The sequence below is a fragment of the Klebsiella sp. GG_Kp146 genome (assembly GCF_040061975.1).
GTDB lineage: Bacteria > Pseudomonadota > Gammaproteobacteria > Enterobacterales > Enterobacteriaceae > Klebsiella > Klebsiella quasipneumoniae.
The window spans coordinates 15324-36344 of the sequence record NZ_JBEAHA010000009.1; the positions used below are offsets into that span (position 1 = coordinate 15324).

Below are 21021 nucleotides of genomic sequence, written 5' to 3' on the forward strand. Positions count from 1 at the left end.
GCTCTGCCCCTTATTGCTGCTGAGAGAACGGGATCAGCCTCATCCCGTCCGTTTTCTGTCCTGTCGTCAGTCCGTATACCTGGCCCCGGGCCAGGATCCCATGCGCCCACCGCCGGTGTGTCGCCGGTTCGCACATCGCTCCCTGTGATTTAAAGACCGCCTGCGTGGAGTTCAGAATTCGCAGTGCGTCAGAATGTTCCCCAGGAGAGACTTTCAGCGCCCCCTCAATCACACTGATCTGATCCGGGTGAATCGCCGTTTTTCCCACCAGCCCGTGAGCGATATCCATCGCCAGTTCACGCGCCATAATCCCGTTGTCATCAATGTGTTCGCATACCGGGGCCGTCAGCGCAAAATCACGCGGGGCAAATACCGAGACAAGCATTTTAATGACATAACCCATTGGTGTGTCATAAAGAGTCAGATCCCGTGGACGCCGTAGAGAGACCACGTTCATCAGGTCGTTTCCTCCGATGCGCAGTGCGATGATACGCTCCCTGCAGGCATGGTCCGACAGTTCAGAGGCCAGTGCCTGCATCTTCAGAACGTCATAGACTTCTTCGGTTTCAAGCGTCGGCATCATAGTCAACCCGGTTTCGGCCATGATGTCCCACCACACCGGCAGGGTGGAACGGGTAAACTTCGGCAGGACAAAACCATCAACGACACTCAGATCCCTGTTTGCGGTCAGCCATCGGCCCATGTCCGGATGACGCGGGCGAATAAAGACCAACGGCCATTCGTCGTCTCCATGGGGTGATTTCGCGTCATTCAGCCTTTGCAAAAACAGAGAGAGATTCTGAAGTGCAAGAGGAACATCATGTTCGCTGACGGCATCTTCCAGGCAGACCACCAGAGACCGCAGGCCGGGTATTTTCCCGTCCAGCACCACTTCGACAAGATCACTACGGGTCGCTGGCATGTACAGCGTTGCACCGAGATCCCATGGGGTAAATTGTTTTTTCATCAGCGTACCTTTTTGATGATGGTAACCGCACGATACTGGCCGAGAGCATCCCCGGCTTCCGTCACCGTGATACCTTTCTCTTTTGCTAGGCCAACCAGAAGAGCGACATCCGGGTCACCCATCTGCCGGACAAACACATGATCGGGCACACGGCGCAGCACTGCCCGTGTCGCCTCAGCAATGCCCGGTTTAATCCGGTTAATACTGTCCACTTCATAGCGTGAGGCCAGCCCACTGATGACTTTTCTGCTCAGCTGCCAGCGTGCGGCATTGTGCCCGGCGTCCCAGCCAGAAGCGGGAAGGTTTCTCCCGTCAAACTGTTCGCGGAAATGCGCTACCGTATCCACCAGTATCTGACTGCATTCAAAAGACTGAAGGTGATCGCAGACCACACAGCCATGCAGGCCTTCTTCGGCCCAGACAGATCGCGAAATAAGACCCGAGACAGGCGCGCCCATGATACCGAACGGGATCAACCAGTCATCGTCACTGGCGGCAAGCCAGGCACATCCGCAGGGGTCAGCCAGCACAACCAGGCGCGGCTGCTCCGGATAACCGGGACGGTCCTTCAGTGTGCGCGACAATTCGCCGGTAATGGCTCCTTTTCCCGTCCAGCCGTCGACAAACACAATCCCCTTTGTGCCATGGTGTAATTCGATGTAGTCGAGTGCTGCAACGTCAATACCCCGATCGCGGATAATGCTGATCCCGTAATGGTAAGACCGTTTTCCCATTGCCCGTAGTGCCTGATGGAGCATCACGCCAAGGGGGACACCGGCTCTGACCAGACTGACCAGAACCACGGGATCATCACCGACGCGTAAGGCCAGTTCACGGGCAAGCTGAGAGACCTCCCGTGCCAGACGTGCTGCTCCCGAGTCAAGCGCACGGGTGAAAAGATCCAGGTGCCAGCGGGTAGGCTCTGGCTCCTGGCTTAACATGTCAGAATAATGCATTTTTCCTGACTGAATCAGTTCTTCCTTCAGGTCAACCGGCGTCATCTCCATGGCAATGGGTTTCAGCAAAAACTGAACATCGTCCGGTTTATAAGAACCAGAAAACGGGGCAAAATGAGACATCTTAATGCTCTCCAAAAATACGATGTGAAATGGCCTCGGCAAACTGACTCTGGCGTGGGAGACCAAACCAGCTGCACAGTTTCATGAACCGATGGTCGCTCAGGCTGTCACCCAGCCCCATCACCGGGAAAACCCCGCGCTCCTGACGGAGTTTTTCCAGCAACCAGGAAACGGCCAGTCCTTTTTCTACCGGGCAGGGTAACCAGGCAATGTTGTTGCTGTTGCGGTGGATGTAAAACCCTTCGGTCGAAAAGACGCGCTCGATCTCATCCCCGATAGCGTTCAGTTCATCAAGCTTCGTGCTGTCGCAGTGCTTCATGACCAGATACACCGGCGTACCATCATATTCGTAGTTGAGCCGTGCCCAGGCATTGATGCCCCGTGCATCCATGAGTTCGGTGATGATATGTTGCATTGACGTTAAGCGGTCGGCGTAGGAGGACAGGCTCTCCAGCATATGGGCTTTCCAGTCGCTGTCTGGCGTACCATCAGGACGAAGGATCACCGCGCCATGAGTGGTTACGGCCCAGGAACGGAAGGGGATCTGCACCCGGCTGATTTCTTCCGTTCCTCTGGCCGTCACCGGAATGAGGTCCGCATGCTCCAGCAACCAGTCCACCAGCATGGCCTGCTCTTCGGTCATAAAGCTGCGAGGCGTGAGACTGCGATCCAGTGCGCCGGTCCGGAAGGGTTCAAGGGCAAGTTCATCCACCATTTTTCGGCGGGTCTGGAACAGGGTGTCATCGAGGTCGCTGAATACGACGGGCTTATTCATAGGTAATCACCTCTACGGCAGGAGCGACGGCGGAAAGCGCCTCAAGCAGGCGGGGGTCCACGCTCGACGCCGGAGTTTCTGTGCAAAGCAGGATGCGGTCAAACCGCTGGTGGGCGACGTTATAGACAAAATTCGGGATACCCAGGCCGTAATTATCGCTGAAAGCAATGGCGGACTGGATTGCAAAGCCGGTTGAAATCGGTGATCGGGTAGTGGAACTGTAAAGGACCTGAGCGCCCGCCGATCCCAGACGTTCAGCCAGCAGGAACGGTTCCCAGACGAATTCGCCGGTGCCCAGCACCAGAATGTTTTCCCCGTGCGAAACCTTCACCTTAAGGCCCAGGTCACTGGCCGGTCTCTGCATCCCGAGTCGCCCCCAGGATTGTTTGCCGGTGATCGGGATGTTCCCCCTGGAGGTCACATTAACCGGGGGCATGACGGGCAGCGGGGCATCCGGTTCGGGTGTCCAGCGCCAGTTGCCTGAGATGAGCGATACAGCGTGAACAGGCAGGGGGCTGTTCTGACTGAGGGCTTCTCCGCTCCAGTCAGTCAGCGTGACAGCAATAACCCGTCGTACCTGCCGGAGTGCACCCGATGCACGTAATGAGGCCAGAAGATTGAGAAACGTTTTTCCCGTCGTGGCTTCATCATCCACCAGCACCAGCGTCTGAGCTTCTGCCACTGTGCGCCGCATATCCGGTGTGGAGGGACAGTAGATCAGGTGGTCAGTGGCATGACTGTGCTCTTCTTTAAACTCGCACAGCAGTTCGCCATCGACCGGATGGCGTGTTGATGTCAGATAGACACAATCAGGGTGATGCTTACGCACCTCATCAAACACTCCCGCCCCAAGGCCGACAGCCGTCTCGGCCATCCCGATAAAGACCACAGGCCCGTCCAGTGTCCCAAGGAACTGCTCCGCCAGCTGTGTGTAAACATTGCGCATGACCTGAGGCGAGACAGGAATATGGCGACCCAGCACTTTACTGACAAACAGAAATGCGCGTTTAGGATTCCGCCGTTCGGCGATATCAAAGAGATCAGTAAGAGGATAATCGGTCACCTCGCTGCTTACCTCAATCCGACCACAAGATAATGTCTTTTGATAAACGGAACATCCATCCATTACTGACATATTTATCTCCATTAATCGATTCTGTTGGTCAATAATGCCGGGTAGCGAATGACGTCGGTGACAGAGCGGACGACTGCAGGCGAAAAATCAGTTTTCGCTGACTGCCTGATCTGATCCTCATCCATCAACCCCAGTGTATGGAAGGCATACAGACCCGGCAGATTCACGCCACTGTGCTGCGTATAACCGATACCACCTGATGGTCGCATGTTAATTTCCAGCAACAGTGGTTTGCCTTCGGCATTATGGCGGGTCTGAACATTGACCAGGCCGTCTGCGTTCATTAAGCGGGCGCAGTCGATGGCAAGTTCAATCGCTTCCCCTTCATTCTCCAGATACTGAAGCACGCCTTCCTTACGCCGCCCGATAGCGGCCAGGACCGTCCCTTGACTTACCACCATATCCACGGAATATTCTGGCCCGGGTAAATAAGGCATCAGCACCTGAGGTGTAAAGGTCTCCATTTCGGCATGTGCAGACAGATACTGTGACGGGCGGATAACACGGCTGTCGGGATTATTCAGAAATGCAACAGGGGAAACATTGTCATCAAAACGCCAGAATCCCATGCCATAAATGCCGGTCACGGGCTTAATGCAGAGACAATCAGAAGGAAACGGCGAGTGACTCAGCAAATTGCGAAGTTCGTCGAGAGAGGTGACCCGAACAGATGGTACAACCGGGAGACCTTTTTTTGCCATGAACTCCGAAAAAGTAACTTTTTCGTCAGCGAGCTCGAACCATTCAGTCCCGGTCGCGCCTGTTGTCAGACTCACGGACGGGGATTGAATGACATCTCGCTGACTTTCAAACCATTTACAGTTTCGCCCGGTATGAATCGCATTAATGCCATGGTTCATCGTGACGGAGTGAATGAAAGAAAGACGGTCATCTTCATTTTTAGGTTCGATTAATGAGAGATCTGAAACAGAGAGAATTTCATTTCTTTCATTACGGTGAGAAGAAATAACCTCAATGTCTGTTTTATTTTTTTCTGCAAAAGATTTAACAGCGAGAATAATGTCTCGCTGGGATGACAAACCTTCCATAAACCAAATTTTCATTTTCATCTTTTATTGTATTTTCCTGAAGACGAAAGGGAGTGTATTTCTGATTAATGAGTCTATGAACCCGCCTGCTTCATGTCAATCATAATATGATAAACACTGGCTGTTTTTGAAATGGCGAAAACTTATATATAATTCAATATATACAACGCGTTATCCACCATTTAATGCCTTGATGGCAATGTAATGAAAGGTAAATATCGAAAACCTACCATTTTTTACCTTGCGAGAGAACTTTGTCATGATATGATTTTCATTGTACCAAATTAACTATTAAATACCCATTGTCTTAGTCAATACCTTTTAAGGAATGAATATGGTTTCTTTAAGTAAAAACCAGACGGTATCACTCAGCAAACAATCTACTGCTCTCAGTCAACTTCAGTTTGGTCTTGGATGGGATCCGCTAAAGAAGAAAGGGATTTTCGGGGGCCTATTTGGCGGCAATGATTCTATCGATCTGGACGCCGGTTGCGTTCTGTTGGACAGTGCCGGTAATAAAATTGACACAATCTGGTTTCGTAAACTGAAATCGACCTGCGGCTCAGTGGTGCATACCGGCGATAACCTGACGGGTGACGGTGATGGTGACGATGAAGTCATCAACGTCTATCTCAGCAAATTGCCTGCAAAAGTTGAATACCTGGCTTTTACGGTCAACAGTTTCCGTGGACAGACCTTCAACGATGTGGATAACGCCTTCTGCCGCGTAGTAGACCAGACCAATAAAGAACTGGCCCGATACAAACTCACCGAACAGGGTTCACATACAGGGATCATTATCGCCTCACTGCGACGCAATAACGGCAACTGGGACTTTACTGCCCATGGTAAAGCCAGTACTGGCCGTACAATTGATGATATGCACGCGGACATTGTCAGTACGGTTGTTAGCTCATGAACCTGACACCAGGGGGAAATGCCCCCGTTCCCGCTCAGGAACTCCGCGTGCGGATCCTCTCCGGTGGCTCTGTCGATGCCTCAGCTTTCCGTCTGTTCGCCGATGGAAAAGTGCAGGGAGACACCGATATGGTCTTCTACGGACAGCCCCGCAACGACGATAACTCTGTCAGTTTTCATGCCGAGGGAAATAACAGCGCTTTTATCGTTGACCTTAGCCGCCTCAAATCAGAGGTACAGAAAGTCGCTTTTACGGTGACCTGTGACGGCAGCCACACCGTCTCGGCTCTGAATAATCTTTCTATCCTGGTTGAAAGTGGTGCTTCTCAACTGATAAGCGGGCAGGTCGAACTGACCGGACGGCAGGAAGCTGCTCTTATCCTCGGTGAATTCTATCGGCGTAACGCTGAATGGAAGTTCCGGTTTATTGCCCAGGGGTTTAATGGTGGGCTCAAGCCACTGGCTGAACACTTTGGCGTCAATGTCTCTGATGAACCTCCACCGTCCACACAACCGCCGACCACACCGCCCCCAGCTCCAAATAAAGTGAGCCTGAGTAAGGTGTCGTTAACCAAAGAAAAACCGGCTATCAGTCTTGCCAAGAAGGATAACTTTGGTGAGATCCGCATCAACCTTAACTGGCATCGCGGAAGCAACTCCGGTGGTTTACTGGGTGGGATGTTCGGCTCTAACAAAGCGATCGATCTTGATTTGGGGGCGTTCGTGGAGCTTCAGGGCGGTTACAAATCCGTGGTCCAGGCTCTTGGCAATGCCTTTGGCAACTATCATCACGAACCTTTTGTTCAGCTGCAGGGCGATGATCGTACCGGGGAGGCCTCGGATGGCGAATGGATGCATATTAATGGTCGGGAGTGGAAGGAAATCAGTCAGGTACTGATTTACGCCTTTATTTATCAGGGTGTCCCCAGCTGGGATAAAACAGATGGTGTTGTGACGCTCCATGTCCCGGATCAGCCACCTATTGAAACGCGGCTGACCGAAGGGGATAACAAGCGCACGATGTGTGCCATCGCCCGTCTGGTGAATGACAACGGGTCCATCCGGGTAGAACGTATCAATCAGTTCTTCAGGGGCCAGGAGGATATGGACCGGGCTTTTGGCTGGGGGTTTCGTTGGTCTAAAGGTTCCAAATAACCGAATTGATGAGGATGTGAAAATGAGTTTTTTCGACAAAGTAAAAGGGGCGCTGACCTCAGGGCGTGATGAGCTGACCCGCCAGGTTGGCCGTTACAAAAACAAGAAATTTATGCAGGGTACTGTTGCTGTATGCGCCCGTATCGCGGTTGCCAGCGACGGCGTCAGCGCAGAAGAAAAACAGAAGATGATTGGATTTCTGCGGGCGTCAGAAGAACTGAAAGTCTTCGAAACGACTGAGGTTATCGAGTTTTTCAACAAACTGGTGACCAGCTTCGACTTTGATCTGGAAATCGGCAAAGGGGAGACCATGAAGTATATCCTCGCCCTGAAAGACCAGCCAGAAGCGGCGCAACTGGCTCTGCGTGTCGGGATTGCGGTTGCCAAGAGTGACGGTAACTTTGACGCAGATGAACAAAATGCCGTTCGCGAAATTGCACGTGCTCTTGGCTTCGACCCGGCTGAATTCGGCCTCTGATAAACATCCGTTAAGGGTACATTATGGTTTCAACACACATCGGTTTCCCGACTGAAACAGTGATTGTTTTTATTGCGCTGTCAGTCGGTGCCATCTTTATTGACCTGTTCATGCACCGGCATGACAAGCCAATTTCCCTTAAGAGCGCGGCCTTATGGTCCGTTTTCTGGGTTATCGTTGCGATGGCATTTGCCGGTTTCCTCTATGTTCATCACGGTGCAGAAGTTGCCAGCCTGTTTGTTACAGGTTATGCCCTGGAAAAAGTGCTGTCAGTTGATAACCTTTTCGTCATGATGGCTATCTTCTCATGGTTCTCAGTGCCTGACCGTTATCGTCACCGTGTGCTGTACTGGGGGATCATTGGAGCCATTGTCTTCAGGGGGATCTTCGTTGCCATTGGTACCGGACTCCTCAGCCTTGGACCTTACGTAGAACTGGTCTTTGCTGTGGTTGTCGCCTGGACTGCCGTTATGATGCTGAAAAGTGGTGATGACGGTGATGAAATTGAGGATTATTCCCAGCACCTCGCCTATCGTCTGGTCAAACGCTTCTTCCCCATCTGGCCGAAATTGTCCGGGCATGCGTTCCTGTTAACGCAAAAAGAGGTGGATGCAGAGCTGGCTAAGCCCGAAAACAACGATGTCACTGTGGGTCGGGTAAAAAAAGCGGCCTTATATGCGACGCCGCTTATGCTGTGCGTGGCGGTTGTGGAACTCTCTGACGTCATGTTTGCCTTCGACTCCGTCCCGGCAATCATTGCGGTCAGCCGTGAACCTCTGATTGTCTACAGCGCGATGATGTTTGCTATCCTTGGCCTTCGTACCCTGTATTTTGTCCTGGAAGCCCTGAAGCAGTATCTGTCTCAGCTGGAAAAGGCCGTTATCGTCCTGCTGTTCTTTATCGCGATTAAGCTGGGACTCAATGCCTCAGATCATATCTGGCATCATGGCTACAGTCTGTCCGCGACCACCAGTTTGTATGTTGTATTAGGTGTGCTGGCACTGGGGATTCTTGCCAGCGTCATCTTCCCGGAAAAACCGGAAGCAGAAAACAAAGAGAGCTGATTTCAGCTGATTAATGATTAACGAAAGAGGATAAATTGATGAGTGTTTCACTATCCAAAGGCGGCAACGTCTCTCTGAGCAAAGCAGCCCCGACGATGAAAAACGTTCTGATCGGTCTTGGCTGGGATGCCCGTTCTACCGATGGTCAGGACTTTGACCTCGACGCTTCCGCCTTCCTGCTGGCCGCAAATGGTAAGGTTCGTGGGGATGCCGATTTTATTTTCTATAACAACCTGAAATCTGTCGACGGTTCAGTCACTCACACCGGTGACAACCGTACCGGTGAAGGCGATGGCGATGATGAGTCCCTGAAAATCAAACTGGATGCAGTCCCGGCTGATGTGGACAAAATCATTTTCGTCGTGACCATTCACGATGCTCAGGCTCGTCGTCAAAGCTTCGGTCAGGTATCCGGTGCATTCATCCGCCTGGTGAATGATGACAATCAGACAGAAGTCGCCCGCTATGACCTGACTGAAGATGCCTCTACCGAAACCGCCATGCTGTTTGGCGAACTGTATCGCCACAACGCGGAATGGAAATTCCGCGCGGTTGGACAGGGTTATGCCGGTGGTCTGGCTTCCGTTTGTGCGCAGTACGGCATTAACGCGTCCTGATAAAAGTAACTTTTCACACTCTTTTTCACTCCGGGGTGATTAACCACCCCGGACGACAATGATTAGCAGGAGCAATAAAATGGCAGTTTCTCTCGTAAAAGGCGGTAATGTTTCCCTGACCAAAGAAGCCCCTTCCATGAATGTGGCGCTTGTAGGCCTTGGCTGGGATGCACGAGTCACCGATGGTCAGGCGTTTGACCTTGACGCCTCCGTTTTTCTGGTCGGTGACGATGGTAAAGTATTGTCTGACTCTCATTTCGTTTTCTATAACAACACCACCAGCCCGGACGGCGCGGTCCAGCATCAGGGTGACAACCGTACCGGCGAAGGCGACGGCGATGATGAACAGGTCAAAATCGAGCTGGCTAAAGTCGGTGCTGAAGTCAAAAAACTGGTGTTTGCTGTCACTATTCATGAAGCTGAAGCCCGTAAACAGAACTTCGGTATGGTCAGCAACAGCTACATGCGTGTTGTGAACAACGATAACGGCGCTGAGATTGCACGTTTTGACCTGTCTGAAGACGCCTCAACAGAGACCGCGATGATCTTCGGCGAACTCTATCGCCACGGTACTGAATGGAAATTCAAAGCCGTTGGTCAGGGGTTTGCTGGCGGTCTGGGTGCGCTGGCTAAACAGCACGGCATCAACATCTGACAAATAGCGCATATGAAACCCCGGCCTGCCCGGGGTTTTTTGTATCTGCTGACACACTGGTATTGCTCATCATCACAGAGAGAAAAGATGCAATTACAATCAGGACAGAATATCCCGCTTCATACATCGACTCTGGACCTCAGGCTTGACTATCCGGCATCATCCGGTTTTCGTAGTGAACCTGAAATATGCATATTTATGCTGAATGCAGAGGGTAAGGTTACCGGCGATGCTGACTTTATCTTCTATAACAATCTGAGTGCAGCTGGTGGTGGTGTAAGACTATCTCCCGGCCACCAGCATGCGAACGTTCATATTGAACTTGACCGTATTCCTGTCACCATACAGAAAATCGCGATAACCCTTGTGATTGACGGAAAGGACACGATCAGCGCACTGTCACAACTCAGGCTAACGGCAACCGGAACAGCTGAATTTAATGTCGATCTTAATGGCCGCAGTGAGAAAGCGGTGATTATGGGCGAGATTTATCGACACAAGGACAGCTGGAAACTCCGAGCACAGGGGCAGGGGTTTAACGGCGGACTGGAGCCGCTCGCTGTCAGCTATGGTGTTGATGTTGCACAGCCAGCTGATACCCCGCCAGAGGCTTCCCGTATCAGTCTGGAGAAGAAGCTGGAAGGGAAAGCCCCCGCGCTTATCAGCCTGGCAAAAAAAGCCAGTGTTTCTCTTGCCAAGCATAAGCTGGATACCGTTGAAGCCCGAGTGGCTTTTGTTCTCGATGCCTCAGGCTCTATGACCGGCCAGTTTAAAAAGGGACATGTGCAGTCCGTTCTCGACCGTATAGCTGTCCTGTCAGTCCAGTTCGACGATGACGGCACGATGGATGTATGGGGCTTTGCTGAGCGTCACAAGAAATACCCTGACGTCACCCTGGACAATCTTGATGGTTATATCGCCGGGATCCAGAGTACTGGAAACCGGTCAACCTGGGAAATTCTTCCGGGCCTGGGCGGGACGAACAACGAGCCGCCGGTTATGAATGAGGTGATCGACTTCTTCAAGGACAGCACACTGCCGGTCTATGTTGTCTGCATTACGGATGGTGGGATTAGTAAAACCCGTGAAATCAAAGAAGCCATACGCCGCTCGGCCAACTACCCCATTTTCTGGAAATTTGTGGGCCTCGGCGGCTCGAATTACGGTATTCTCGAAAAACTGGATACCTTCAGCGATCGGCGAATCGATAACAGCAACTTCTTTGCCATCGATAACTTCGCAACGGTGAAGGATGAGGTACTGTACGAGCAACTGCTGGAAGAGTTTAAAGACTGGCTGGAGCAGGCAAAAATAGCGGGTATTCTGTAAGCCTTCGCCCCGGAAAGGGGCGATAATTTACCGGATAGTCAGTTCGAAAGGTACTTTTCCCCGACGCCAGGTTGAATGGAAGTGCCGCCAGTGTGGATCAGTTGCAGCTGACAGGAGTTCGTAATCCCCTCGTGTGTCTCCCCATGCCCGCAGATGATAATCTTTCAGAGGACCATACTCTTTTTCCAGCCGGATAATTTTCTGGCTACACCGGCAGTTATGCCCACTGATACGCCCGGTAAGTATCCCTTCTTTGACCTCAAGCTGCGTGCCTATCACTTTGATGCCCAGCCTGTCGGCAAATGGCCTGAGTACCATTTCTGGTGAAGCAGAACATAATGTCACTTCCGCGCCGGAAGTCACTTCATTCGCCACGGCCATCAGGCCTGCAGGACGCATAAGCCGACTCCAGTAGACCTGGCAAAATTTCTCAGCATTTTTGGATAGCCATTTCTCGTCAACCCCAGTAAGGAAGGTTGTGATGAGAATTTCTTTCAGTTCATCACGTGTCATCTTCTTCCCCATACAGCGTAACGTGGGAAGAGCCATGGTGACGATACGACGGGAAAAAGCTCGATTGCCAAAGGCAAACCGCAGAAAAGGGATAAAGCTGTCATGCCGCGTTAACGTACCGTCAAAATCAAATACAGAGAGCATGCGGGGCTGAATGACATTCATCGTAATGTTCTTCCTGGAAAAATAGGGGAACTGCTTCCAACAGGTAACACTATACCATTCAGGCAATAATATCGGTATTGGTCCACCAGAAGGTTAAGAAAGTTACTTTTTATGATGTTCGATTCCCTCATCAAAGCAAAAGTTAGTCACTTACCCTCCAGTTTTCTCGATTTCTTGCTCGGCTGTCACCGGCTCATTCTTCGCAGCACTAGACAGTCTTAATACCGAATACATCGCGCCGGTGGCGACGGTTCCAGCGATAATAGATAACAGATATATCCCGACGTGACCTACCGCTGGGCTGCCCGGTTATACAGGGATACATTTTTTCTGGAGCATTACCGGCGGACACTGTCCCGGACAAGATCCGATCATTACGAGAAAAAGTGGAACAGCAGAGTCTACATAATTAACTGTTGTAAAAAAACCGACGCTAACGGACTTCTGTCCATATTCGGGCATTTCCCTGGTGGTGGCTATTCGGGAAAGTTACATTTACTGAATGTGAGGCACTCTTTCTTCGAGGTTGCTGGATAAAATATCCCGCCGAACTATCTGCCAGGCTCAACGGGATAGTATTGAGATTATGACCGGACAAGCAGAGATGCATTATCGTGATAGGCATAACGATCGGGTACAGCACAACCAATCTGCACCCCGGAATGGTCCGGAGTCAGAATCAGCCCACCTTGTGCAACATGTATATGCAGAAGGTTATCACCTCCGGCCACGTTTAGGTGTAGCGCAGGGACACCGTGATTGATTTCGATCAACACCCCAAAGCATGGCTCTCCAGTCTCGCCCACCAGCTCCAGTGATGTCTGGTTCGCTACATGGAGGGTAGCGGTGTAAGGGCGCCCGTCTTCATCGGGGAGCATCTCACTGTCTTCCGCAATGCGCCAGTCTACCATTTTGAGCTGTAACTGTTGTTCGATACCCTGTGTCAGACCGGCATTACTTAAAATCCCCTGAATACCCGCTCGCTGTGATTTCACAGATACAGGAACAGATACTGCCTCCATATCATCACCTTCTTGCCAGCCCTCTATGTGATAGTTAGCCCAGACATTGTGATCCGGTGACGGAAGACGATCATCTGCTTCAATATGCAGATTAGGGTCTCGATATATCTCCGTCAGTAACCCCGTTAACGACACCACCACAGAAATCGGCAACAACACATCCGATGGCCTTCATGAACTCCTGGTGAGCTACACGTGTGTCCAGTTCGCCAAGCAGTTCAGGTTTAACCAGAAGAGCCGTTACAATTTCGGCCAGTTCTGCAGGTAAAATTTGTTTTGTCATGTTGTCTCCGGTGTAACTTAATCAGGTGCGGTTAACGAAACAGGAAAGTATATTGCTATCGGAAGTCAGATAACCGTCAGGAACTGCTTCAACACCCGATATTCATCAGGAGTGAGCGTTTTCAGGTCGGTTTTTTTTATAGAGGAGCCAGAAACAAAATTGATGACTCCATCGGTATCTTTTTCACCGCCAGTGCGATAGTTAAGCAGTATGTCATCGAAGCGATGCTCTGCGTTTACGTTAGCCGGGCAGCGAAGAATAAATTTCTCTGGAAATTCCAGTTCACCGTGGATCTCGGTAAAAGAACAGAAGTAATAGTGCATACTTTCTGTAAATGCGGTTCGCTCAGCTTCAAGGAACTCGTGGTTACCAGTCCAGCGAATAAAGTCACGGGAAACGACACAAGCAGCACCGCCATAGCCATCGGTGCGTCTGAAGTTATTGGAGGTGTGTGATATCTGAAACTCGATGAGTTCATTTCTTTCAAAGGCAATGAGTGATGCCTGAGCAAAAAGCGCTGCATGCTCTGAATTGAAATTACCGCAATCACTGTGAACAAGGAAACCCTCAGAACATATTTCACCATCAAATGACCAGTCGCAGTCATCAATAACTTCATCAACAGTTCTGTCCGGATGATTCAGCACACAGTGACGCACAACACGTTCCATTTCAGACAGGTTTTCAGTGCTCGGACAGGAGATGAGCTTAGCAATGAAATTGTCGTCAGGCTCAAATAACTCATTCATTGCTTCCAGTAGAACTTCGCTCTGAACGGGGGTAGTATTAATAACAAATGCAGAAAGCGAATAATAGTCAGCCATTTTAATCTCCATGTAATATTTAAGTATAAAGAGGCAAGGAAGTTTTAATACGCTCATCATAACAAATAGAATTAGCTCATCAAGAGGGTATTTTTAAAAGCATTAAACTCATAATTCAGGAACAATTTATCTGAATGTTTATAGGTTGTCGCCACTAAAAACACCACCAAACTTTAGATGAGAGCCAATTAAAAGTAAGATAAAATGAGTTTATCCGCCCTGATTGCTGGATGAAATTAGCAATCACATTGAAAATGTAATACTCAATGGCAATGCTGAAACACACAAATTGTATTCCCATAAAGTAATTGAGCTAAGAACATAATCGATTTCATCAAGCAACTCATGTAACGAGTTGCACCAGATATAGTCACTTCGATATTTAGTAATCCAGAATCTTGACCACCATGTTCTGAGCATCATGAAAATATCACTATCACCTAGACACTGACCATGGATCTCATCGTGCCAGTCCCTGAGCCATTGTTTGTGCTCCCCAGGACGGCAGAAATTGAGGCGCTGGCTTGAAATGGCCTTAGCGGTATGAAACGAGATTTCTTTTGATTGCGAATGGCTGGTGGTCTTGCGCTGGTCCCGCAGTTCCATAATCCTTTCACGGTGATCGCGGCGCTGTGTTACCCGGTTCTGTAAGCCTGGATACATCGCTACGGCAACAGACCATGAGAGCGGCAGGGTAAAGGCTTCTCCACGGGTATCAATCAGGAGATCGATAGCACGGATGTAATCCATTTTTGTAGCCTCACCACGAACTGACGGATCATAAGAAGCATCGACCTGACGGACATCACTTGATGTAATTTGAGCCTTACCCGTTAATGCTCTGAAAAAAGCTTTTGCATAGGCCAGCTCCCCCAGATTCCTGCCCATGGATCGACGGCGCTCTACGTAAGCAACAGAAGCCATTGCACAGTGTTGATATAAGCCAAGAGGAACAAGTTCTGTACCTGCCATGAAATTTAACCCTCATTTAAAAGCTGGTTTAGTTGACATGATTATCCTACCAGGTTTTATTTGTTCCGTAAGGGGTGTTTTGAATAGTGAAATCACAGGAAGAAAAAAACCTGGATAAACACTGAATGTCTATGAAATGGTACAGGGAATTAAAAACTATCCATTTGAAAATTTCAGTGTTAAGATGATTTCGTGGATTACTATGAGATAACCACCTTTTCACGTATTTTGAACATTTTAGCATCTGGCATATTTTACATATTCGACGTTTTATTTCACTACATACTGATGATGCCCTTTATAATTTCTTGGTATTTAATTTATATCATTTACTTTAGTGATGCCGGGTTATCCAGTCTGATGGAAAATATGAAAGATGGAGTGGTGATGTGTCTGATTTTAAATCTACCAGAAGCATGTTTATATGTGGCATATAAAACATGGATAGATTACAAAAGCGATACAATAACGTTACCTTAAAATCAACCCCGGCAATTTCATCACGTTCAAATAAAAACCAAAAATAGACAATGGAAGCCCTGCAAGATGTTAAGGCTTCCCCTGCCGAATTACCTGATAAGGTTTTCAATTAAAGAAGAAATATAGTCTCTGTCAGCATGGCAACCCGTTAGTGTTACAGGATCGAAAACGATATTGTCTGAATCAACATAACGGAGACGTAGGTAAACTTCCTTTCGCAATTCATTCTTCCTGTTTTCCATCAGGACCGGAGAATAATCCCTTGGAGCCATTAGCATTATACATAATGCAGCGACAATACCTATTGTCATATAAAAGTAAAACGAACTTTCAAATAAATCCACAGCTGTCTTTGACAACTCAAATCCAGTGAGCATGAAAATGCCATATGTACCATAAGTGAGAATGTTCAATGCGATGAATCCCACAACCAGGTACATTAACAGCTCATGCATTCTCGATATATCCGGTTCAGCTGTTTTGCCCTGAGGAGGCGCAAAAATAGCCGATCGCCCCGTCTGATTTGTTTCGCTACCAGAGTAACCGCCACCACCCAGAACTACGCCGGACTGAGATAGTCCACCGCCTAAGAGTGTGCCGGATTTTTGTGTAGTTGTTGTCTCTCGCAGATATAAACCACTAATGGATACTCCCTCAGTGGGGCCGTAGCTGACCTCAATAATTTTCATAAAATCATCCGTTTGTTCAGGTGACAACCATCTTAGCAACAGCAGTACCCGGTGTTTTTCTACACAGAGCGGAAAAGTGCATTTAACCAAAAATTTTCTATGGGCCTGAAAACTGAACATAAAAATGGCGAGCCTAACTGAACACAACTTGATAGCTAAATGGTATTCTTCTTGAAAACCGGCAAAGGATTCAACTAACCAGGGGTGGTTTGTTGAATGTGGAGCATTCGCCCCTTTGCCGGTTTGACTCTTCCTGCCTGAAGCCGACACCTCTGAATCTGCAGGCTTTCTTATTAAGTCCTGACCATTTCCTTAAACACGACAGAGTTGCCGGATTTTTGTTCAATCCCATGATTATTACGTGACAGTGTCACTTAATAGATTCTATTTGATTAGAATCATGCCGTGATGGTTACAGGTGAAACAGCTAGTTTGCTAACATTATTTTTATGCTTTGCTTGTGTATTAATGAAAAGGCGTTTCATTAATATCATCGAGCTTAGATCGGAAACATAAATTCACATTTGAAGGATTTTGGAGATCGGATATCGGTTTGACTAAAATTCGCCCATTTTTTAACACTTCGAATAATAACAATTATTCCATGTGTTAAATTTATGTAACTTTGAAGGGGTGTGGGTAACCGTCTTTTAAATCAGAGAAAAAAGTTACTTTTGGAGTGGTTTTCACACAGGTTGCGCTACGTGAAATCTGGCAAAAATCGGAGGGGTGAGTACGTCAGATTTCACGTAGCCCACGGCGATGTAAAATACAATTTTTGGATGATTTCTGGCCGGTTAAGGATCAATGTTGAAATCGCAGGATTAAGGATAACAGGGCTGAATCCTTTTACACCGCAAAAGTTACTTTTACACTTTGCGGGTGTGAGGAACGGGAAGGGGATCGGAGTCGTCCATGATGTCAGGCCTTGTTTACCATGGTGCGCATCATGGTCCTTTTGTTTGATAGTCTTGCGGGCAAGATATGCAGGCCTATCCATAAAGGAATAAAATAGGCATGTTTAAAATAAAATCTCCTCAAAATAATCAATATTGATATGGTTTATTAAATAATTTTCAAAAACAAACACGTTGAAACCATGCCATGTAGTTTTAATGTGATATATAATTAAAGAAGTGAATCTTGCTTTGAATAATAGTGGCATCGACAAAAAACTCTCAGGAAACTCAACTGTAAGGTTCACCTTAAAATATACCGAGGGAATAACGTGGAGCGATACAGGAAGACCCTGATGCTATTTAAACACCGTCAGCAGCGAAAAGCATACAACTAATCTACTTCAAAAAAGCTTAATGATAGTAAGCATGTTAAGCTTTAGAAAAGTAACTTTCTACATTAATAAAGGAACGACCATGAACGTGAAAGAAATATCCATATCTCATGACAATGAATTTAATTATGAATCAAAAATGAGTGACGACCTCACACTCAGGAGAACTCTGTTATTTGTGACTTACTCAATCATCCCTGTGATTATTCTCTATTACTTCTCACCGTATCTTGCTGAAGCCACGATAAATGCTATTTTATCAGCAGGAATTGAACTTAAATATGGGGTCTTATTTCATTACCTGGTAACATGGATGTTTTTCTGGGGGGCACTGACTGTAGAACGTGATTTCCATAATTTTTTAAAAAAAATACATAAGGGCTTGAAATCATTAAAAAACAAAAAGGGCCAATAGGCCCTTTTTACTACAACCGTATGGCTGAAAAACAACTTCCATTGGTAACGCAGACTTTAGCAAAAGGCGCATTTTTACTATTCTTAACTAAGCTTTCGATGAAATAAAACTCTTCGAACTTTTTAAAACGTCCGCTTCTGAATTCTTCTTGTACCTTTTCAGTGGGTGAGGTAATCGTTAAAATGTCACCATCTTTTACTTGATGGTAACTAAAAATCCCGATTGTATCGTTTTCACCGATATTATAATAATTCCACTTAACGCCAGTAAGTCTCTCCAGAGTCATTGTTTTCCTGACTTCGGAAAGATCAACTTTCTTTACCGATATGGGTTTACTTGAAACAAACCCTTCACCATCATTGTAAGTTGTAGCCACTTCATGATCGATGCTTCTCAACATGACATTAGTTATTGATAAATAGGTGATGTAAAGTAATATCGTCACCCAGATACTTAAAAAGAAAAGTTTTGTCACTACTGTTTTTACTGTTGGCATGATGCTCTCCTTAACGATGTTAAACAGGTAATAATCTCAGCTTCAGAATACCATGATTAATTTGTTAAGGTTCGAAATAGGGGGGCTTAAATAAGAATCATCATTCAATGTGAAAAAGGGAAGGGCGATATAGCCAGAAAAGGCTTAAGTGTTTTTTAGCAAACTGTACAGTCAGCAAAAAGTAACTTTTCTGATCTCATGCAAAAAGCTCTTGTAATCATACCTTATTATTATAAGTAAAAGTATAATTGATAGGATTGAAATTCGGTGTAACTGATACTGACAAACTAATGAGAGGGTGAGGTATTAGGTTTTTCTCGGTTATAAATCAATAAAAGCAGTTGAGAAGTGAAAGCGGGGAAAAAGGAAAGGGCCGAAGCCCTTATAACATGTAGCCGTTAACTTCTGGCTTTAGCTGGCAGCTGCGGGAGGGGGCCAGCCGGTGCAACCCATGATGCCCAACCGTTCTTTCCATATCGTTCATTATAGTAACTTTCTTTAATAGCCTTTCGCGCCAGATATGAAGCTGTATCCATGCCAAATACCTCAATAGGGAACAGTTCATGACCACCTGTATCCGTAAGGCAGAAATCTGGAAAGACATCATTGTTTGAGGCGTCATATCTTAGTGGCTTGATGAACGCTCTCCCCTGATTATGAAGATAATTAAGCATAGTCAGTTCATAGCTCGAATCTGCTGGGATCCAGTTATCATCAACGCTCATCAGTGCTATCTGGAGGGGCTTAAGATAGGACGTATCTTTAACCTTAAATTTACCTGGTTCGCCTATAGCAATACAGATTACATTGCCTCCTGCTCTCCAGTTTGCTATTTCAGAGGGGAATCTCTTCTCCAGTAACGTCCAGTTATCTGTATTCATCAGCACTACCGGCACACCCGAAAAATACCTTAACGGGAGTCGCTTTGATACATTCGAATGTTTTTCAGAGTTATACTTAGACAGTGCGTTGAGGCAAATTAGACGTTCCTTGCTATACATAACCGCATCTGACATTTTTATGTTTTTGGTTTCCTGAGGAGTCGAAGGGTATGCACCAACCAGTAAATGCGTGGACAGTGGATGTGATGCGATTTTAATTTTTTCCGATGAGCTGGTAATAAGGTTGAATACCTTTCCTGGATTACGTTTCCCGGTCATTTTCGGATACCATCGATTCAGACCGCTGTCATCCCAAAGGAACTGGAGCAAACCTAGCAGTGACATGCTATTTTGAGAAACTCCACCAGGTGTGTTCCTGTTATCTACCGGAACGATCGAGGTAGGTTCCGAGTCAGATGAGGCTAATGCAACATCGAGTCTTATACCGAAGCCACCATCTTTAAGGTCTTTGACCACACCATGTGTATAGCATTTTAAACCGGAATTATCTTTATCCAGCGTGAAAAAAACACAATCAGGAGAATGCTGACAACCCGTATTCGGGTACCGTGCCAGGAAATAAGTATCACCACCTGTATGATATTTTACGGCAAGTAATTTCGGTCCTTTCCCCTTACAGGAACAGCTGATCTTAGCTTCTACAGAAGCGTGCGCCCGAGATAAAACGGCATACCAGCTCTTTTTAAATTCATCTTTGGTCTGGAAGTCACTTGAATACCTTTTACTGTCCACTCCATAAGATACAACAACATCATTTACAGTAGACATAACCCCTCCCTTTTCCTGAGCTGACATGCTTTTTTATTCGCTTTTGGCAATAAATTTCATACAGATTGACACAATAGCATGTAATTAATAAAGTAACCTATACTTCGAAAGTAACTTTTGAAATTCATTTTGAATTTTCCGTTCAAATCACAATGAATGATTATGACACAGAGACAACCAATGATTAATATCCGGATGACCAAATTTTCCATTTTCCCTTTGGCTATTTTTATTTTATCTGTTCCACTGACTTCCTTTGCCGAAACCTTCTCGGCGAAAGTGGTGCGAGTTATTGATGGTGATACTGTCCAGGTTTATGATGGTGCAACAAACACCAGAATACGGCTCTATGGGATTGATGCCCCGGAGAGTAAGCAAGCCTTCGGCCAAAAGGCAAAGCAAACCATGATCCAGCTTGCCGCAAACCAGGTTGTTGATATTCAGGACCACGGGCAGGACGTATATGGACGTATTCTTGGTACCATCTATCTGAACAACCAGGATCTTAATGCCGTCATGGTCGCAGAAGGCATGGCCTGGGCATATCGCTATAAGGGCCGGTTAACTGTACCTCAATATGGCTCTCTTGAGCAGAAAGCTCGCAATGCAAGCAAAGGGCTGTGGTCGGACCCACACGCTGTTGAGCCACGTCAATGGCGTAAAGCGAATAATTAAGCACTGAATGACATATCGAATTTCATGGTATCTAAAGGGGATTGTCAGAAATGCATACGAAGCTGATGAGTTCGAACCACCTCGAAGATAATGACGCGAAGGATGAAATAACACCATTAGGGATTTCGATTAGGGCTGAATGAAAACCAATCGTTACAAGAAGGTGAGTTTTTTCCTGTGGGCCTCTGACATTTCAATTTAATCTGCCCTAGCGCTGAAACAGCAGGGTGGTTTCGTTGATAACGCCACCCTTGATTGAATAATTTTTGACTCTGTATCGCCGTCCGACAGAATCCGTTATACGA

22 protein-coding genes are annotated in these 21021 nt (G+C 47.3%); 9 read left to right on the plus strand and 13 right to left on the minus strand.

The window, feature by feature from the left end; genetic code table 11:
- Positions 1–10: 10 nt before the first annotated feature.
- From ABLU95_RS10565 to ABLU95_RS10585, 5 genes are read right to left on the minus strand one after another with little or no spacing between them, the layout of a single operon-like run.
- The gene (locus ABLU95_RS10565; protein ID WP_071359888.1) at positions 11–967 is read right to left on the minus strand and encodes an HpcH/HpaI aldolase/citrate lyase family protein; all 957 of its coding nucleotides are present in this window, start codon (positions 965–967) and stop codon (positions 11–13) included.
- Positions 967–2046, minus strand: a complete 1080-nt coding sequence (locus tag ABLU95_RS10570; RefSeq protein ID WP_224262138.1) for a cysteine protease StiP family protein — start codon at positions 2044–2046, stop codon at positions 967–969. Before ABLU95_RS10570 ends, ABLU95_RS10565 begins: the two co-directional genes overlap by 1 nt.
- A 1-nt stretch (position 2047) precedes the next feature.
- Positions 2048–2821 carry a hypothetical protein gene (locus tag ABLU95_RS10575; protein WP_224262137.1) on the minus strand — a complete coding sequence of 258 codons (774 nt, stop codon included), beginning with the start codon at positions 2819–2821 and terminating at the stop codon, positions 2048–2050.
- A complete protein-coding gene (locus tag ABLU95_RS10580) occupies positions 2814–3956 on the minus strand; it encodes a phosphoribosyltransferase domain-containing protein (RefSeq protein WP_348879417.1) in 1143 nt (380 codons plus the stop codon). Before ABLU95_RS10580 ends, ABLU95_RS10575 begins: the two co-directional genes overlap by 8 nt.
- A gap of 11 nt (positions 3957–3967) precedes the next feature.
- Positions 3968–5026 carry an ATP-grasp domain-containing protein gene (locus ABLU95_RS10585; protein ID WP_348879419.1) on the minus strand — a complete coding sequence of 353 codons (1059 nt, stop codon included), beginning with the start codon at positions 5024–5026 and terminating at the stop codon, positions 3968–3970.
- A 313-nt stretch (positions 5027–5339) separates the two neighbouring features.
- On the opposite strand from ABLU95_RS10585, the gene ABLU95_RS10590 reads away from it, so the two are divergent.
- The 7 genes from ABLU95_RS10590 to ABLU95_RS10620 all read left to right on the plus strand — a co-directional run bounded on the left by ABLU95_RS10590 (position 5340) and on the right by ABLU95_RS10620 (position 11221).
- A complete protein-coding gene (locus tag ABLU95_RS10590; RefSeq protein WP_224262396.1) occupies positions 5340–5924 on the plus strand; it encodes a TerD family protein in 585 nt (194 codons plus the stop codon).
- Positions 5921–7078, plus strand: a complete 1158-nt coding sequence (locus tag ABLU95_RS10595) for a TerD family protein (protein WP_224262398.1) — start codon at positions 5921–5923, stop codon at positions 7076–7078. The genes ABLU95_RS10590 and ABLU95_RS10595 overlap by 4 nt, the downstream gene beginning before the upstream one ends.
- 22 nt (positions 7079–7100) lie before the next feature.
- On the plus strand, positions 7101–7556 hold the full coding sequence (gene terB / locus ABLU95_RS10600) for a tellurium resistance membrane protein TerB (protein WP_224262400.1): 456 nt from the start codon (positions 7101–7103) through the stop codon (positions 7554–7556).
- 23 nt (positions 7557–7579) lie between these two features.
- Positions 7580–8620, plus strand: a complete 1041-nt coding sequence (gene terC / locus ABLU95_RS10605) for a tellurium resistance membrane protein TerC (protein ID WP_044348237.1) — start codon at positions 7580–7582, stop codon at positions 8618–8620.
- Positions 8621–8658: 38 nt separating this feature from the next.
- Positions 8659–9237, plus strand: coding sequence for a tellurium resistance membrane protein TerD (terD, locus tag ABLU95_RS10610; protein WP_044348234.1), 579 nt, complete (start codon positions 8659–8661; stop codon positions 9235–9237).
- A 79-nt stretch (positions 9238–9316) separates the two neighbouring features.
- The gene (locus tag ABLU95_RS10615; RefSeq protein WP_044348232.1) at positions 9317–9892 is read left to right on the plus strand and encodes a TerD family protein; all 576 of its coding nucleotides are present in this window, start codon (positions 9317–9319) and stop codon (positions 9890–9892) included.
- Between the two features lie 87 nt (positions 9893–9979).
- Positions 9980–11221, plus strand: a complete 1242-nt coding sequence (locus tag ABLU95_RS10620) for a VWA domain-containing protein (protein ID WP_348879423.1) — start codon at positions 9980–9982, stop codon at positions 11219–11221.
- 27 nt (positions 11222–11248) lie between these two features.
- Here ABLU95_RS10620 and ABLU95_RS10625 read toward each other — a convergent pair whose 3' ends face one another.
- The 6 genes from ABLU95_RS10625 to ABLU95_RS10650 form a co-directional block, all read right to left on the minus strand.
- Positions 11249–11899, minus strand: coding sequence for an HAD family hydrolase (locus ABLU95_RS10625; protein WP_044348228.1), 651 nt, complete (start codon positions 11897–11899; stop codon positions 11249–11251).
- A 584-nt stretch (positions 11900–12483) separates the two neighbouring features.
- Positions 12484–12921, minus strand: a complete 438-nt coding sequence (locus ABLU95_RS10630) for a hypothetical protein (RefSeq protein WP_348879425.1) — start codon at positions 12919–12921, stop codon at positions 12484–12486.
- 91 nt (positions 12922–13012) lie between these two features.
- Complete coding sequence (locus ABLU95_RS10635; protein ID WP_348879426.1) at positions 13013–13204, minus strand: hypothetical protein; 192 nt, start codon at positions 13202–13204, stop codon at positions 13013–13015.
- A gap of 65 nt (positions 13205–13269) precedes the next feature.
- Complete coding sequence (locus ABLU95_RS10640; protein ID WP_348879428.1) at positions 13270–14028, minus strand: hypothetical protein; 759 nt, start codon at positions 14026–14028, stop codon at positions 13270–13272.
- A 243-nt stretch (positions 14029–14271) separates the two neighbouring features.
- Complete coding sequence (locus ABLU95_RS10645; protein WP_348879429.1) at positions 14272–15000, minus strand: plasmid SOS inhibition protein A; 729 nt, start codon at positions 14998–15000, stop codon at positions 14272–14274.
- A gap of 569 nt (positions 15001–15569) precedes the next feature.
- Complete coding sequence (locus ABLU95_RS10650; RefSeq protein ID WP_348879430.1) at positions 15570–16439, minus strand: hypothetical protein; 870 nt, start codon at positions 16437–16439, stop codon at positions 15570–15572.
- A 1103-nt stretch (positions 16440–17542) separates the two neighbouring features.
- Between ABLU95_RS10650 and ABLU95_RS10655 the strand changes: the two genes are divergently transcribed.
- Positions 17543–17875, plus strand: a complete 333-nt coding sequence (locus ABLU95_RS10655; RefSeq protein ID WP_348879432.1) for a hypothetical protein — start codon at positions 17543–17545, stop codon at positions 17873–17875.
- 10 nt (positions 17876–17885) lie between these two features.
- Here the strand turns inward: ABLU95_RS10655 and ABLU95_RS10660 are convergent, their stop codons facing one another.
- Entirely contained in the window at positions 17886–18371 is a 486-nt protein-coding gene (locus ABLU95_RS10660; protein ID WP_348879434.1) for a hypothetical protein, read from the minus strand.
- A 398-nt stretch (positions 18372–18769) separates the two neighbouring features.
- Positions 18770–20041: a DUF1173 family protein gene (locus tag ABLU95_RS10665; protein WP_348879436.1), complete on the minus strand. Its 1272-nt coding sequence runs from the start codon at positions 20039–20041 to the stop codon at positions 18770–18772.
- Positions 20042–20221: 180 nt separating this feature from the next.
- Here ABLU95_RS10665 and ABLU95_RS10670 point away from each other — a divergent pair, with 180 nt between their 5' ends.
- Positions 20222–20716 carry a thermonuclease family protein gene (locus tag ABLU95_RS10670; RefSeq protein ID WP_348879588.1) on the plus strand — a complete coding sequence of 165 codons (495 nt, stop codon included), beginning with the start codon at positions 20222–20224 and terminating at the stop codon, positions 20714–20716.
- The last annotated feature ends 305 nt before the right edge of the window (positions 20717–21021 follow it).